General features: G+C 64.8%; 12 protein-coding genes and 3 pseudogenes. 6 read left to right on the top strand and 9 right to left on the bottom strand.

Annotation, left to right across the window (positions count from 1 at the left end; genetic code table 11):
* Positions 1 to 603: 603 nt before the first annotated feature.
* The 4 genes and pseudogenes from AB0I03_RS15280 to AB0I03_RS15265 all read right to left on the bottom strand — a co-directional run.
* Positions 604 to 1,878: an erythromycin esterase family protein gene (locus tag AB0I03_RS15280; protein WP_360412405.1), complete on the bottom strand. Its 1,275-nt coding sequence runs from the start codon at positions 1,876 to 1,878 to the stop codon at positions 604 to 606.
* A gap of 282 nt (positions 1,879 to 2,160) precedes the next feature.
* Entirely contained in the window at positions 2,161 to 2,667 is a 507-nt protein-coding gene (locus AB0I03_RS15275) for an NUDIX domain-containing protein (RefSeq protein ID WP_360412402.1), read from the bottom strand.
* Between the two features lie 71 nt (positions 2,668 to 2,738).
* Complete coding sequence (locus tag AB0I03_RS15270) at positions 2,739 to 3,731, bottom strand: IS630 family transposase (RefSeq protein ID WP_360413072.1); 993 nt, start codon at positions 3,729 to 3,731, stop codon at positions 2,739 to 2,741.
* A gap of 95 nt (positions 3,732 to 3,826) precedes the next feature.
* A pseudogene (locus AB0I03_RS15265) lies at positions 3,827 to 3,964 on the bottom strand (IS5/IS1182 family transposase); the annotation flags it as partial.
* A gap of 16 nt (positions 3,965 to 3,980) precedes the next feature.
* Between AB0I03_RS15265 and AB0I03_RS15260 the strand changes: the two are divergent.
* The 6 genes and pseudogenes from AB0I03_RS15260 to AB0I03_RS15235 all read left to right on the top strand — a co-directional run.
* Positions 3,981 to 4,073: pseudogene (locus tag AB0I03_RS15260) on the top strand (carbohydrate kinase); the annotation flags it as partial.
* Positions 4,074 to 4,170: 97 nt separating this feature from the next.
* Complete coding sequence (locus tag AB0I03_RS15255; protein ID WP_360412399.1) at positions 4,171 to 4,668, top strand: hypothetical protein; 498 nt, start codon at positions 4,171 to 4,173, stop codon at positions 4,666 to 4,668.
* The gene (locus AB0I03_RS15250; protein WP_360412396.1) at positions 4,665 to 4,967 is read left to right on the top strand and encodes a transcriptional regulator; all 303 of its coding nucleotides are present in this window, start codon (positions 4,665 to 4,667) and stop codon (positions 4,965 to 4,967) included. Before AB0I03_RS15255 ends, AB0I03_RS15250 begins: the two co-directional genes overlap by 4 nt.
* Before the next feature lie 268 nt (positions 4,968 to 5,235).
* Positions 5,236 to 7,278: a hypothetical protein gene (locus tag AB0I03_RS15245; protein WP_360412393.1), complete on the top strand. Its 2,043-nt coding sequence runs from the start codon at positions 5,236 to 5,238 to the stop codon at positions 7,276 to 7,278.
* Between the two features lie 301 nt (positions 7,279 to 7,579).
* Positions 7,580 to 8,317, top strand: a complete 738-nt coding sequence (locus AB0I03_RS15240; RefSeq protein ID WP_360412390.1) for a methyltransferase domain-containing protein — start codon at positions 7,580 to 7,582, stop codon at positions 8,315 to 8,317.
* 114 nt (positions 8,318 to 8,431) lie between these two features.
* Positions 8,432 to 9,238 (top strand): annotated as a pseudogene (locus tag AB0I03_RS15235) (IS5 family transposase).
* Between the two features lie 8 nt (positions 9,239 to 9,246).
* Here the strand turns inward: AB0I03_RS15235 and AB0I03_RS15230 are convergent.
* From AB0I03_RS15230 to AB0I03_RS15210, 5 genes are all read right to left on the bottom strand, one after another.
* Entirely contained in the window at positions 9,247 to 9,768 is a 522-nt protein-coding gene (locus tag AB0I03_RS15230; protein ID WP_360412387.1) for a hypothetical protein, read from the bottom strand.
* Between the two features lie 511 nt (positions 9,769 to 10,279).
* Complete coding sequence (locus AB0I03_RS15225; RefSeq protein ID WP_360412384.1) at positions 10,280 to 10,492, bottom strand: hypothetical protein; 213 nt, start codon at positions 10,490 to 10,492, stop codon at positions 10,280 to 10,282.
* Between the two features lie 566 nt (positions 10,493 to 11,058).
* The gene (locus AB0I03_RS15220; RefSeq protein WP_360412382.1) at positions 11,059 to 11,421 is read right to left on the bottom strand and encodes a hypothetical protein; all 363 of its coding nucleotides are present in this window, start codon (positions 11,419 to 11,421) and stop codon (positions 11,059 to 11,061) included.
* An 84-nt stretch (positions 11,422 to 11,505) separates the two neighbouring features.
* On the bottom strand, positions 11,506 to 12,381 hold the full coding sequence (locus tag AB0I03_RS15215; protein WP_360412379.1) for a hypothetical protein: 876 nt from the start codon (positions 12,379 to 12,381) through the stop codon (positions 11,506 to 11,508).
* 1,729 nt (positions 12,382 to 14,110) lie between these two features.
* A complete protein-coding gene (locus tag AB0I03_RS15210) occupies positions 14,111 to 14,323 on the bottom strand; it encodes a hypothetical protein (RefSeq protein WP_360412376.1) in 213 nt (70 codons plus the stop codon).
* Between the last annotated feature and the right edge of the window lie 19 nt (positions 14,324 to 14,342).

Here is a 14,342-nt window from a genome sequence, read left to right as displayed (position 1 = left end):
CAGAACCCCCGGACACCAGTGGTCTGCAGATAGCATCGCTCCCGGCTAGACCACCGGTGCCGGCCCTACTACTCAACTGCCATAGAGAGCGGACTCAAGACCCGCACAGTCTGGGTTCGAATCTAGGTGGGGCACCAAGCACGACAGGCCGGGTCCGCCGTCGGACCCGTCTATGAGGCCACTACCGGACCCCGAGCGGCAAACCCACGGGCTGCTTCGCCGACAGGGCTGGGCATGTTGACGCAAGGCGCTCCGGTCGCTGCACCTACCGAGAAGGGTCGGGTCCGACAGCGCCTCCACGGCCCCGCCGACACCGACCAGACCCTGCACAACAAGAGAAGTCGAGATCGTTTCCGAGCTCGGGGCTACGTTGACGACAAGATCACCCACGATGCCCTGTGGACTCTCAATTTCTCCAAGTCGCGCAGCTCCTCCTCCCCCGCCGCGCCTCCCACCCACCCGTATGCCATTCCCCAGTCTTCGCGGTAGCGGTGGCAGCCGACGTCCGGTGACCGGTACCTGTTCATGCACGAGGGCTTCACCGCGTTGGCGGCAGCGCTCATCTGCTGGCGGCGCTTGACCAGGGTCGCGTGAAGCGCGCCGTTATGGTGCGGGGAGGGCGAAGTCGGTGGTGACGGTGTCGCTCACGTTGGCGATGGCGTCGAAGGCGTCGAAGACGGGTTCGTTGAGGAAGTAGTCGGACATGCGGGTCTTCTTGAACGCCGGAGCGTCTTCGATGTCTGCTGCGGCGGCGCGCAGGTCGGCCAGAGTCCAGGGCGCTTGGGTGGGGAAGGTGGCCTCGATGCTGTCGGCTGGGGCTTCGGGCAGGGGCGCGTCGATGAATGCGAAGTCGGCGGGGTCGTCGGGGTGGGGGCCGGCGATGGCGGTGCGCCCGCTGGTGTGGGTGATGCCGATGGCCCGGTAGTCGTCGCCGAGGGCCGCAGCCAGGTGGTATCCGGCGGTCAGCAGCGGCACGGTGCCCTCCTGCGGATCGGGGGTCTTCTTGATGTGCCAGTTGTGGGCGGCAAGGACGATCCGGGTGCCAGGCGGGCTGGTGTCGAGCAGCCGCTGGATGGAGTGGGCAATGAACCGGTCGCGGAAGGCCGAGGCCGATGCGAAGCCGTCGGTGAGATTGGCGCGGTGGAGCTGATCGACCAGCCAGGCACCACGCAGGTGATGGCGCACCGCACTATAGCGGCCACGGTCGTCGCTTCGGGCCAGGAACGGCGCGGCCCGCTCCATACGACTGAGCAGCCCGCTCAACGCACTGGTGAGCGTGTTCTGGTCGGCCGGTTCGAGTTCGGCGTATGCGGCGATGGACCGGAGCATCGAGGGGCCGTCGAAGCGGCGGGCCACATCGGCTGCCTGTTTCCAGAGCGGCTGCGCTCCTGGATCGGCGTCGCACACGTACGCCTCGACTGCTTCGAGCGCCGGCAGCGGAGATCCGGCCGCGCCGGGGAGGTCGGTGCCGACGCAGCGCAGCGAGGACCCCTCGGCGTTGCGGACCCGGATCCATTCGAGCGCTTCGTGCATCTCGGTGCAGTCGCCGAGGTTCGCGGCAATGCCAGCGGAGGCGACCGCCGCGACCGGCTCGGTGCCGCCCTTGGACCACGCCTCCAGCGATTGCCCTTGGGTGAACGGCGCTTCCAGCGCGTAGACGGTGAAGCCGCACCGCTCCACCAGGAAGCGCATCATGCGATGCCTGACCTGATAGAACTCGCGCACGTGGTGGGAGCTCTCGCCGAGCGCGACCACTCGGGCGTGCCCGACGATCTCCCGCAGCGGCTCCAACTCATCGAGATCCGCGTCCAGATCAAAGGCGGTCATCGAGTGGCCGCGTCGGCGTACCCATATGGTGAAGTCGATGGGATCGCTCATTGCTGCTGCCTCCCAGCTCGGTCATGCAATGCTGCGAGCCTGGCGGCCCGGGCGGTTCCATGATGCCGGGTCAAGCGCCGCCAGTCGTCAGTCCAGGACCGGACTTGCAGGGTCAACCCGAAGTCGATCCCGACTGCTCCCCTACAACAGAGGGAGTACGACACGCCCGACATCTCGTCGGATGCACCCGCCGCTGCCGCCTCATACCGTGCTCGGCAGCCGAAGCCAGACAACACATGGTGAGCAGCGACCAACCTGAAACCAGTTCTATTGATCCGAAACTTATTGGTTGAAGGTTGGGTTCGATCGTTGGACTCGGTGGGCCCAATCTGCAGCATCGGCGGCGAGCTTGGGGAGCACGGAGGGCGTCTTGTAGTCCTCGAATCGGTCGATTGGCACCCAGCGGCAGTCAACGATTTCGTCCTCGGCGACGGTGAATTGTCCGGAGCCGCGCGTGGCGCCCGGATGGGCAACGCGGGCGACGTAGATGAAGTCGATGTGATGGTGAGGGCCAATGTGTTTGTCTTCGGTAGCTACCTCGATGATGCGCCATGGCGGGATGAGGGCTGTGACGTTGGCGTAGGAGGGAAGGGATTCCGCGATGATCTCCACCTCGATTCCGGTCTCCTCGAACACTTCGCGTTTGGCGGTCTCGTCCGGGGCCTCGTTGGGATCGATGTGGCCACCTGGGTAGAGCCAAAGGTCGAGTTTCCGGTGGTGGACGAGCAGCATCGCGCCATCGTCATTGAAGACGCAGACGGAAGCGGTGAAGTGTCGCTGTAGGGTCACGGTCGCTCCTTCACAATGCGGCCGACGGATTCGGGGAGGAAATTGCTCCACCGTAGTACCTCACAGTCGAACTAGAGGGTTGAGCTGACGTACTTCGTATGCGGCGCTTGGAAGTAGCTGAGCACACGGGTCGGGAGCTTCTGAACGCGGTGGAAGCACGCCCGGACCGATCGCTCCATCTGGGCCCGGTCGGTGATGACCTGGTCGGCGAGCGTGTGCTTCAGATCGGCGCCCGCCAGCTCGTCGGGGCCCGGGTGCGGGGCGTAGGCGGGCAAGAAATGCAGCTCGATCCGGTCGTTCCGGTCGGCGACCCATTCGGCGACCTTCTTGGCGCGGTGGGCGGAGTGCCCGTCGACGACGAGGTGGATCTTCTCCTCGAACTGGCCCAGCAGCCGGTCGAGGAAGACGATGAAGACCTCGGCGTTGAACTTGTCCCTCAAGATCGTGAAGTGCAGGTCGCCCCTGGTGGAGATGGTCGACATCGCGCTGAGCCCGAACCGGTTCCCGGTCCGCGCCGTGGTCGGTGTCTGTCCCTTGCGACCCCAAGTACGCCCGGACAGTTGATCGGAGCGGACCCCGACCTGGTCGCCGAACAAGACCACCGCCCCCTCGGAGCGGGCCCGCTCGCGCAAAGCGGGATAGGTCTCCTCTACCCACTCGCGCATCGCCTCCGGATCGGCTTCGATCGCCCGCTTGTCCGACCCCTGGAAGCTGAAGCCCATGCGCCGCAGCAGCTTGCCCATGCCTTGCTCGGTGAAGGACACCCCGAACAATCGTTCGGCCAGGACGCAGACCTTGCGGCGGGTCCACAACTTCCCGCCCAGCTCAAGATCATCGGGCTCGTAGTCCACGATCGACCCGACCAGTGCGTCGGCCTCCGAAGTCGACAGCTTGGTCTGCTCACCGACACGCCGCCCGGGCGTCCCCGAATCCAAGCCGACCGCGCCGCCGGTATCGAAGCGCGCCTTCCAGTTCCGGACCGAACCGCGCGAGACCCCGAACACCCGCACCGCCTCAGCGATGCTCATGCCGTCCCGGACCGCGGCCATCACCCGCTTCCGCAGCGCCTCCTACTGCGACGGTGAGAGCCTGCGCATGTCCACCCTCACATCATCGCCCACAACAACCACACGCGATGATCAACCAATAAGAGCTTGTCTCAGTTGGTGAGCTTCTTGTAGCAGGTGAGGGCTGCTGCGAGGACGAGGAATGCGGCGAAGAGGTGGCCGTGGCGCTCATATCGGATGGTGAGGCGGCGGTAGCCGCCGAGCCAGGCGATGGTGCGCTCGACCGCCCAGCACGTCTACAGGGCCGCCGGCTGGCAGTGGTCGGCTGACGAACTCGCCGCCTCACCGGGCTTCGAAGCCGTGCACGCCGGCTCGCTCGCCCTGGCGCTCGAACCAGGTAATGGGCGTCAACGGCCGATGGATCGGGCGCAGAGATTTTCCGGAACGGAAAGCATTGACTTGACGAGATAGAAAATCGTCCGCTAAGCTTTCCGGTATGGAAAGTTCAGTGAACCCCGAAGCGGCCCAAGCGGCTCTCGCGTCCATAGACAAGTCCCGTGCGGACATCGCCGACCAGCTCGTCTCCCCCTGGTGGTACCACCCGGCCCTGGGCGTCCTCACCGGCGGCATGACCATGGTCGCGTGCAGCGGCATCACCTGGTTCGTGGCCGCGGTCGTCCCCCTCGTCCCGATCATCGTCGGCAGCATTCTGGCGGTCTACGTCGTCGGCATGATCCTCCTGTCCAGGTTCTACTACCGCCGGGTCGGCGTCTTGTCCGACGCACACGCCGCCGGACTGCGCAAACGGCGCAACCTGGCCGTCTGGATGAGCGTGGGACTGTTCCTCGTGGGCAACTACTGGGCGGTTACCGAGATCTACAACAACCCTTGGCCGCGCGCGATCGCCGTCGGTGTGGTCGTCGCGGCCTTCACCGTGGTGTGGGGCCGCCGTTTCGACAAGGCGATGCAGGCCGCACTCCGGGAATCGGCATGAGTACCAAGCCGAAGTTCGACGAGACCATCCACCCGCCCAATCGGCTGCGCATCTGCTCGATGCTCTCGACCGTGTCGGAGGTCGAGTTCGCCACCCTACGCGACGCGCTCCGCGTCTCGGACTCGGTGCTCAGCAAGCAGCTGAAGGCGCTCGAAGACGCCGAGTACCTCAACCTGCGGAAGTCGCCGGTCGACGGCCGCACCCGCACCTGGGCCGCCCTCACCGAGCAGGGGCGCGCGGCCTTCGCCGGGCATGTCGCCGAGCTGCGGCGACTCGCCGCAGGCGTGCTGCTCGACTGACCTCCTGCGACTGAGCGCACACGCAGGCGGGCCGAGGGCTTCCGCACCGCCCGCCCGCGTGTCTCAGCGCTCGTTACCAGCCAGGTCGATGCCCTGGCGTTGACCGGACTCCAGGTCGTCGATCACCTCGATCTTGGCCTTGTACAAGGCGGTTCCGTTTGCCTCCCTTGTCGATCGAGGCCAGAAGCGAAGTCGCGGTACGGAGTCGTATCGGCGCTGTCTCGCTCGTGACTCCTCTCTCCCACCACCAGTGAAAGGTCAAGCCCCCATGACGAACCACGACGACTTCTCGTCGACTCCCGAGCCATCACGCGGCGCTGTGCGCCGTCGCCGACTGCCCGCCTTCGCAGCGGGAGGCACCGCCGTGCTCGTCACGGCTGTCCTCACCGTCTTGACCGTCGGTTCCGCCACAGCAGCGGCACCCACGAGCGGCCAAGAGGTCACCGACCAGCCTGCTGCCCTTGACACTTCGGACCAGGCCTCGGAGACGGTCCTGCTGCCGACCGGCGACCAGGTCCGGATGCAACCGGACGGCACGATCGGGCTCCTGCCCGCCGAAGGCCGCGAGGACGTCGGATTCCTCGCGGTCCCGGCCGCGGACGGCAGCGGCGACACGATCATCGTCCCGCAAGACAAGTCCGAAGAAATCCTTTCGGGTACCGAGGACTCCCGCCGCTACAACGTCACTCAGCTCATGGCCGACGGCCACGCCGACGCCGCCGACGTCGAGACGTCCGAACTGGAGCAGTACGCGGGCCTGCCGCCGACGACCGATGATGCCGGTGCCGAAGCCGCGCAGACGCTCACCGTCACCGTCAAGGACCGTTTCGGCGGCATCCCCGACGGCAGCGGCGCCAAGTGGTTCGACACCGCCGATTTCGCACACAACGGCTCACTTGAGTTCGACGACGGCGTCGCCACCGCCGACCTCGCGCCCGGCACTTACATCCTCATCTACTCGTTTGGGAACGGCGCCACCGACACCGAGCCGGGCGAGGACATCCACGGCCTCACCCATGTCGTGATCGGGGACCAGAGCATGGGCCTCCTCCTCGACGGCGCCAAGGCCCAACCCGTCACCGTCGAGGTCGAACGTCCCGACGCGACACTGGACAGCGACATCCTCACGCTGGCCGCCACCGCTCCCGACGGCTCGGGCGTCGAATTGACCAGCTTCGGGTCAGTCGGCATCGACCGCTATCTCATGCCGCAGACCGAGGTGCCCGGGTACGACCTCGCCTTCAAATTCCAGCCGACCCTGACCGGCTCCAAGGGCGGGCCCTACGCGTACAACCTGACCTTCGCCCAGCACGGCGGCTTTCCCGACGACACCGCCTTCAGCGTCGCCGACGACGAACTCGCGGCGGTCCAGACCGAATACCGCGGCTTCGGCAAGGCCGTCGACGGCTACACCTGCAACGAGGGTGACCACGTCGAACCCATCGGCAAGCCCGGCTGCTTCCTGGCGGCCACGTCGTTCCCCTCCGAACGACTGGAGCTCTTCACCGCCGATCCCGCGATCGACTGGAGCAACTTGATCGAGGGCGGGCTCTACCACGCGGACGACGACCTGCTCCTGGTGGACGGCTTCCATGAGCAGGCGGACTTCGCCTTCGAACCCGGCGAGTCCGAGCGGACGTTCCCGCACGGCCCCTTGACCGCCGGCGCGAGCAGAGCGGGCCTGTTCAACGCGGACGGCGTCACCTACATCGAGGCCGGCGCCACCTTGGGCGCCAGTATCAACGGCGAACAACTGCACCTCCTCGGATACACCGGCGATGCGACCCTCTTCCTCGACTGCGAGCAGATCGACCATGTTGCCGGCATCGACCCGTTCGGCGGCTTCGGCTTCGCCCTCACCAAACCCGCTGCCGGCCGCTACATCCTGGCCGTGGACGGGACGCGCGGCACCGCGATCGGACCGTTCGCCACCACATCCGCTGTCGAATGGACCTTCGACCTCGATCCGGCCTCGGTCGACCCTGAGGGCTCGCTGCTCACCCTCCCGGCGATCGGCATCACCGCGGAGGGCATCGACAGCGGCTGGACCAAGGACCGCCACCAGGAACTCACCCTCGAACTGCTCGACGTCATGGGCGAGGCCGTGACGGCCCGGGAGATGACCTTCGAGGTGTCCTATAACAACGGACGGACCTGGAAGGCGGTCGACGTCGACCTTGACGGGAGCACCGGCACCGTCGAACTCGACCACCCCCGCACCGCCCAGTACGTCTCCACCCGCCTGACCGCAACCGACGAAACAGGCACCGAAGTCACCCAGACCACGATCCGCTCCTACGGACTCCACTGAAAGCGAGGCAATGAGCGCCGTGCACTCCATGACGGCAAGGAGACCCGAAAGCCCTCATCCTCGAACCGTTGCACCAAAGCGCAAAGCATGAAGAAATAGATGAAGCCCCGGTGATCTGCACGCAGGATCACCGGGGCTTCACGGCGGAGGATATGGGCTCTGAACCCGCGATCGGATAGCACCCGAAATCCGCTTAAAGCTTGTCTCAGTTGGCGGGTTCAATGGCGAAGTTCGTGTTGGCTATCGAAGCGGACATGCGCCAGTACCGAGTCGCTGATCCTGAACCAGTAGGCTCGGCGCGATGGTTGACGCCTGGGACGAAATCGCTGACTGGTACGCCGAGCGGCTGCATGCCGGCTCGGCAATGCATGAGTTCGCACGAGACATACTCCTCGAACATCTGCCTGCGAGCCTGGACGGTGAGCGGGTAGTCGACCTGGGTTGTGGTGAGGGCCTGCTGACGCGCGCGGTCGCCGAGCGGGGAGCGAAGGCCCTGGGTATCGATCCAGCCCAGCGCATGATCGAGCATGCGCTCGCCGCTGAGCGCGCGCACCAGACTGGTGCGGAGTACGTCGTAGACGACGGCTGCAGCCTCGCCACGGTCCCGTCAGGATCGACCGACTGGGTAATCGCAGGCCTGTCGCTGAACAACGTTCCCGATCTGAACACCGCCATCCAGGCAATCCGTCGGGTGCTGGTCGTCGGAGGCCAGGTCGTCTTCACCATCCCGCATCCGTGCTTCGAAGCGCCCGGCGCGAGCTGGACGGACCAGGAGACTTCGTTGCGCCGGGTGGTCGGTGATTACGCGACCGAAGGCTTCTGGCGTTCGACCAATCCGCAGGGCGTGCGTCGTGCCGGGAACCAGCATCGGATGCTGAGCACCTATGTCACCGCCTTGATCGGAAACGGCTTCGCCCTTGAGGCGATGGCAGAGCCCGTCCCCGATGCGAGCGTGGTCGCCGAGCAGCCCCGACGCGCCGGACTGCCGCCGTTCATCGTCATTCGTGGCCGCCTGGATGCGAGTGCGATCCCCCGATGACGGGGATGGTCTGATGCTGAGGATGCGTCTCGGGACCAGACTCAATCCTGACTCGGAGATTCAATCTTTGAACGCGTCTCTGTTGCTGCGCAAGAGGTCTGGTATCACTCGGCGATGGACCAGTTCACCAGACGTCTTGTGCCCGATGGGCTGTGGGAAATTACTGAACCGCTGATCCCGGCCTCGCCGAAGCGCACCCAGGGCGGTGGCATCCCCAGGGCCGATGACCGGCAGGTGTTCGCGGCGATCGTGTTCGTGCTGACCACCGGATGCGCCTGGCGGCACCTGCCGCCGAGCTTCGGGGTCTCGCACCAGACCGCGCACCGGCGCTTCACCGAGTGGTCCGAGGCCAGCCTGTGGGCCAAGCTCCACCGCGCCGTCCTCGACCGACTGGGCGCCACCGGCGACATCGACTGGGCGCGGGCGATTGTTGACGCGGCGAGCTTGCGCGCTAAAAAAGGGGATCGCTGACCGGCCCAAACCCGGTCGATCGCGGCAAGGCGGGCAGCAAGATCCACGTCCTCACCGATCGGAACGGGCCTGCCCCTCGCCTTGGGCGTCTCGGCCGCGAACCTGCATGACAGTCAGGCACTGGAGCCGCTCGTCCAAGGCATCCCGAAGATCCGGTCCCGGCACGGCCCGCGTCGGCGCAAACCCGCGAAGCTCCACGCAGACAAGGCCTACGACATCCCCGACTGCCACCGTGCACTGCGCGAACGCCGGATCGGCGACCGCATCGCCCGCCGCGGCATCGAGTCCTCGACCCGCCTCGGCCGCCACCGGTGGGCCGTCGAACGCACCATCGCCTGGCTCGGCGGCTACCGTCGCCTGACCATCCGATACGAACGCCATGGACACCTCTTCGCCGCATTCCTCGCCCTGGCAGCCGCCATCACCTGCTACAAGAAACTCACCAACTGAGACAGCCTCTAAGTCAACGAACTGTTCGCTGGTGAGTGAGGCAGAGAGACTATGACGGTCCCGACGGCTAGATCTTCTGCCGGCCCGTCAACGACCAGCTGAACATCCAAACGAAACAACGTCTCAAAGCCCATGGCAGCCTGGTCCAAGCGGGCGTTGATAGCGAAACGGTCAGCTTCGTCAGGACCGACCTGCTGACTAACGGGTACGGTGAACTGGTCGCCTTTTTCGGCCCTCGAAGGAAGTAGCAGGTCATACTCCGCCGAGAGTTCAACGATGCCGCCGCCGACACAGGGGACCACGGTGATGACCTCCTCTACGGTGAAGACCGCTTCCTCCACGATCCCACGGCTGCTACCGGTGTTATGGATTGTGAACTCCATGGACGCCACATCGCCGTCAGGTTCATGGACAATCACGCTCGCGAGCCGCACTTCAGGCGCAGGCGGGTCATCCGAGAGTGCTTTGATGAGAGGTGGAACAGTGAGGGTTCCCAGAGCCACGACAACGGCGATGACACCAGAGACCATAGTGGTTCGCATCGCTTCAGAGCGCCCGCGCCACCATGAACGCAAGCCCCGTTGACCGTGGAGCCCCAGGAGTTTCCTGATTTCTCAGCACTTCCGGCATCAGCTTGCCCCATCCCTTCTGGCTGCAGATCCAGAGTAGATGAGCGCTTCCCACGTTTGGGTTCTCAAGCTCAGCAGCGCAGATTGGCTTTCCTCTACTCCGCCCTGCACCGCTGCACCATGAAAGTTCGGTAAAGGACGCCGAAGCGGCACCAGGGGGCTCCTCGATGAGATGGGACCAGCGCGACAATCTCCCGCCAGGCTCCTCTCAGTCGGTGGTGGCGTTGTCCGCCTTGCCGGTTGTGGGCCTGGTGTGGAAGAGTTCGAGGACCTGTTCTGCAGCGCGCTGGATGGCTTCGCTGATGTGGTCGCCGAATCGGGCCATAACGTAGCCAGGGCAGGAGCCGAACCCACGCGCCTTTCAGCCCGTGCCGGACCTCAGTACTGAGACCGGTACCGGGAGCTGGCCTGGTCACCGCACGTCAGGTCTGTCTGGCCAGCGCGTGCGGGTTTGTAACCCCTTCACCGTCAGTGGACTGTGTTTGCGGCGCGGGCGCCGCTGAAGCGCCGACTTGGGAACCTTCGCTTCGCCCATTGCACGGACCTTCAGGGGCCGCTTCGCGATGTGTTCCACCAGGATGATGGGCGCTGCCAGGGCAGTGATGGCGGCGAAGAGGGTGAACATCTGCGGGGTGCCGCCGGTCCACGTGGTGAGGTGGGCTTCTGCGCAGGGGCTGCGGGCGATGGCGATGGTGACTGGGGTGCAGAGGATGCCGGTGACTTACCACGGCGACCAAAGTCCTCCCGCTGGGCGGATTCCCTTCATGGTGCCCGGCTCGAAATCCCTCTCGAGCGGGAACCACGGATCCCAAGAACCTCAGCTGACACTGGCCTCACCAACTGAGACACGCCCTTACTGGGGTGGCGAGCACACCGAGATCAACTTGCAGTGGATGGAGAGTCAAGGGGAAGCCGCGCAGGGCGTAAAGGAATGCATCGACGAAAATACGCAGATCTTGCATGATTTCTTGAAAGCTCCTGGGGAGCGGCCCCCCTCACTTGTACGCCTTTTCGACGAGCTCGACTATTGATGTCACGGCTATCGAACGATGCGTCGCGGCCTCAGCGCCGCCGGTGGCCGTGAGGCGGCAGTCGTGATCGCTGTCGGCAAGCCCTCGAAAGAACTCGAGGAACCCCGTGATGGCGGCATCGTTGTCCGGGAAGTAAAACGAAATACGCGTGGCGTCAACGTCACCGCGGATCGCTTTCGTCGACGCCTTCGGCCTCGTCGTCTTCGACGCGTGACTGGGATGCTACGAGGAAGTGACGAGCGGCGAGGCCAAGGAAGAGAAGTATGACAACACCAGCCGTGACCGTCCCGACAACCTTCATTGGAGAAGCAGGCAACGTCGCAAACACCGCCAGCAAGCCGACCACGAAGCCCATCATGGCTACCGATAGCGCGATCGTCGAAAGACTGGTGCCGTTTCGGACCGCATGCTCCGACAATCGGCGCTGATGCTCCCACGCAAGCTGGTGTTGTTCGATGAGTTCGGTCAGCAACTGGTTCGTTCGCTGCTGCTCGCTAGCCAGCGCGCGGACCTCGTCGTGCAAGGACCGTACCTGATTGCGAGTGACGAAAGGGTTCACACAAGCACCTCGCGCTCTTGGGGCTCATCGACCAGTTCGGCGGACTGATCAGTTGAATTCACACGTAAACGCGTTGGACATCTCGACGTAGCCTGGGTCTTCTTCCCCCCAGTCGGATTCCGGATTTCCGAAGAATCGGTTTTGGTCGCACGACAGCGAGGTCATTCGGAATGGTGCGCCCCCGTTGTCGATCTTCACCGATCCCAATTCGCCGTCGACCTCGTAGTCGACTACCAGCCGGTACTCGTACGCGCCACCGGGCAATTCGTGATCCAACGTCACCTTGACCATGACCGCCTGCTTGTCTCCAGGCGCGACGTTGATGACCTGCTCCTCGAAGAACGCACGGTCGGTGGGGTATCCGGATTCCTCATCGATCGTGTAGGGGCCCTGATCCGGTGCGTTCAGCAGCAGATGCATCTGGTCGATCGGGTCCCCGCCGCACGGAGGAGGTTCAACGAATGTGCCACCTTCGATCGTTTCACGTTCGGAGATGATCTCGGCCCGGATGTCATTGACGGTCACCTGCTGCGCCAGGTCGGTTTGGAGGGTGAAGAAGACACTCATGGTGCCTTCGAGGTACGCGCCCGCGGTCAGCATGGCTCCAACGAGTTCAGCGTTGTTCCCGTAGTACGGGAGGCTTTCGAGCATCACGTCAGCTTCGGCGCGCAAGCTCTCGTCGAACACGAAGTTCCGGCAGTCATCGCCGCCGCCGAGCTGCGTGATCGTTGCCAGCAGAACCTCCGTGTCCGCTTTCGGACTTCCACTTGACGTTGCGGCTTCGATGGGGGTGGGCCCGGCCCCCTCTGGTCGCGATTCGCCTTGCCTGAGCGCCCCGACGACGGCAGCAACAACAACAACGAGGACGAGCGCTGCCGCACTGACTACGAACAAAGTAGTTCGACTCGGCGTGCGCGGCTTCAACGCAGAGGGTTCAAGGGTACGCAACGTCGCTCGCTTTCATTGAGGGGACCCCTATCGTATTACGAGCCATGAACATCCGAGGTTCCTCGCATCCGCGGCCAGGAATCCAAGCACATGACGACCCACCGGGCGCACCTATTCGCTGCAGAAATCACCGGCGCCGAACTTGACTGGCTTCGCAACCGCCGAGACATCCCAGGCGGCGACGGCGCCAGCTCGGAACGGACGTAGGTCGACTGTCTGCGTCCACCGCATGCGCCTTGCCGAGCCCTACTTTCAGGCGGTCTGTTCCGGGGTCAAGCACACCGCACCGCAGGCCCCGACGAGGACGATCGACGCCGACTCGACAGGGCCGTCGAGCCGGCGAACGCAGCTCGCAAAGGGTTACGAACCCACACGCGCTCGCAAGACAGGCCCGACATGCAGTGACCAGGCCCGATTCGGGAGAATCTTCTGGTATCGGCCTCTATACTGAGGTCCGCCTCGGGCTTAATGGGGCGTGGGTTCGGCTCCCGCCCGAGTCATGTCACAGACCCGTACGCCCCGAACTGGCCGAACACGACCCGAGTCTCCTCGTCCAGGCGACGTACGACCGGGACGGCAACGAGCTCAACGCCGGGACGATCTCCGCGTGAAGACCCCACTCCTCCCCCGGCCACGACCGCCACCAGACCCTTCCGAACCTCCGTGGTCTGTAGGTAGCATCGCTTCCGGTGCCAGGAGCCAGTCTGCTCCAGACTCACTCGCCACTGCTGCTCGCAGTCATCCGGGCCCTGCCATTCCGCCAAGTTGGAATCGAACGCGTCTGGCTCAACCCTGATCGATTCCAAGCGAAGCGCTCGCCACCACTGCCGGCTGTCGGCGCCCAGAACCTGTAGTTCGGTCATCGACTCAGTGTCCTCGTGTTCGAAGGCAAGTGTGGCTGGATCTGCCGCGCCATTATGCCGAGCTGACGCCAACCCTCCGCGCCATCAGTGTCATCCTTTCCAGAGTCTGAGTTGATTGGATATGGCCCGGAGGGTGTTGACGACATCTCGGTTGACAGATTCGAATCGTTGACCAGGAGTAGTGGCCTCGACAAGGCCGTAGGCGTGGCTGTCCGCATCGATGTTCTCTGGCCTCAATTCGTCTGTGGCCATTGTGGTTTGAGTTGTGGTCTGGGTTCTCCCGGTTTGTCCTCGACCATATGGGGGGCTGCCGGACTGCGATGTCGTCGCGGTGGGCGCCAGGTAGTCTCGCTCGCCTGGTGGCGGCCGCTTTACGCTCCTTTCTGCGGCGGGTGGGGTATGGGCGGAGGTCGGGTCGGTGAGGGCGCGATAGCGCCCATGCGGTTCCAGCACAGCGCAAACGCTGCGGCCCAGGGCCAGTCCTTCGCGAGGCGGAGGGTGCGCCTGCGCGCGTGTCGGCCAGGGATGGCGTAGAGGCGGTGGCGCATCGCGTGGATCTCGGCTCGAGCGAGGCCCGGTTGGTCGTGCAGACCCAGGAGCCTGAGCCAGGTGTCGAGATCGGCGGCAAGGTTCGCAGCGAGGATCCAGGATTCGATTACGGCCCAGGACTGGGAGGGCAGCAACCCCAGGCTGTTGGCCGGGGAATTTCGTTACCGCCACCGGGGCGAGAAATTCGCCGCTGACATTCGTCGGCGATCACCCCGATGTACGGGGCAACGCGGCCCATGGCGGTCAGGTCCACGGTGGTGAAGGACTGTCTCCGTCGGGGAGCGAACAGCGTCTCAGTATCGGTCGTACGAGTGCGGACGGTCGGAGGACCCGGGTGTGAAGACGATGACGTCGTTGTCGAACGTGCCGCCGCCGTAGGTGTTCACGAGTTCAACGTAGTCCGGGGGCGGCATCGTGCCCAAGGCTTCGGCGAGCGCCGTCCAGTCGTATTCGGTCGGCGTGGGGCTCATGCGGGTGAGTGCCGCAAGCTCAGCGAGTTCAGTCATGAGACTCTTCCACAGCTAC

Source organism: Glycomyces sp. NPDC021274, from assembly GCF_040641195.1.
Taxonomy (GTDB): Bacteria; Actinomycetota; Actinomycetes; order Mycobacteriales; family Micromonosporaceae; genus Glycomyces.
Note: the sequence above shows the minus strand (reverse complement) of the source record. Positions and strands in the feature narration are given on the sequence as shown.

Bases quoted from the DNA above. Each gene is read 5' to 3' on its own strand.
- AB0I03_RS15280 (WP_360412405.1), bottom strand. From the start codon at position 1,878: ATGAGCGATCCCATCGACTTCACCATATGGGTACGCCGACGCGGCCAC.
- AB0I03_RS15255 (WP_360412399.1), top strand. From the start codon at position 4,171: ATGGAAAGTTCAGTGAACCCCGAAGCGGCCCAAGCGGCTCTCGCGTCC.
- AB0I03_RS15250 (WP_360412396.1), top strand. From the start codon at position 4,665: ATGAGTACCAAGCCGAAGTTCGACGAGACCATCCACCCGCCCAATCGG.
- AB0I03_RS15245 (WP_360412393.1), top strand. From the start codon at position 5,236: ATGACGAACCACGACGACTTCTCGTCGACTCCCGAGCCATCACGCGGC.
- AB0I03_RS15240 (WP_360412390.1), top strand. From the start codon at position 7,580: ATGGTTGACGCCTGGGACGAAATCGCTGACTGGTACGCCGAGCGGCTG.
- AB0I03_RS15230 (WP_360412387.1), bottom strand. From the start codon at position 9,768: ATGGTCTCTGGTGTCATCGCCGTTGTCGTGGCTCTGGGAACCCTCACT.
- AB0I03_RS15225 (WP_360412384.1), bottom strand. From the start codon at position 10,492: ATGTTCACCCTCTTCGCCGCCATCACTGCCCTGGCAGCGCCCATCATC.
- AB0I03_RS15210 (WP_360412376.1), bottom strand. From the start codon at position 14,323: ATGACTGAACTCGCTGAGCTTGCGGCACTCACCCGCATGAGCCCCACG.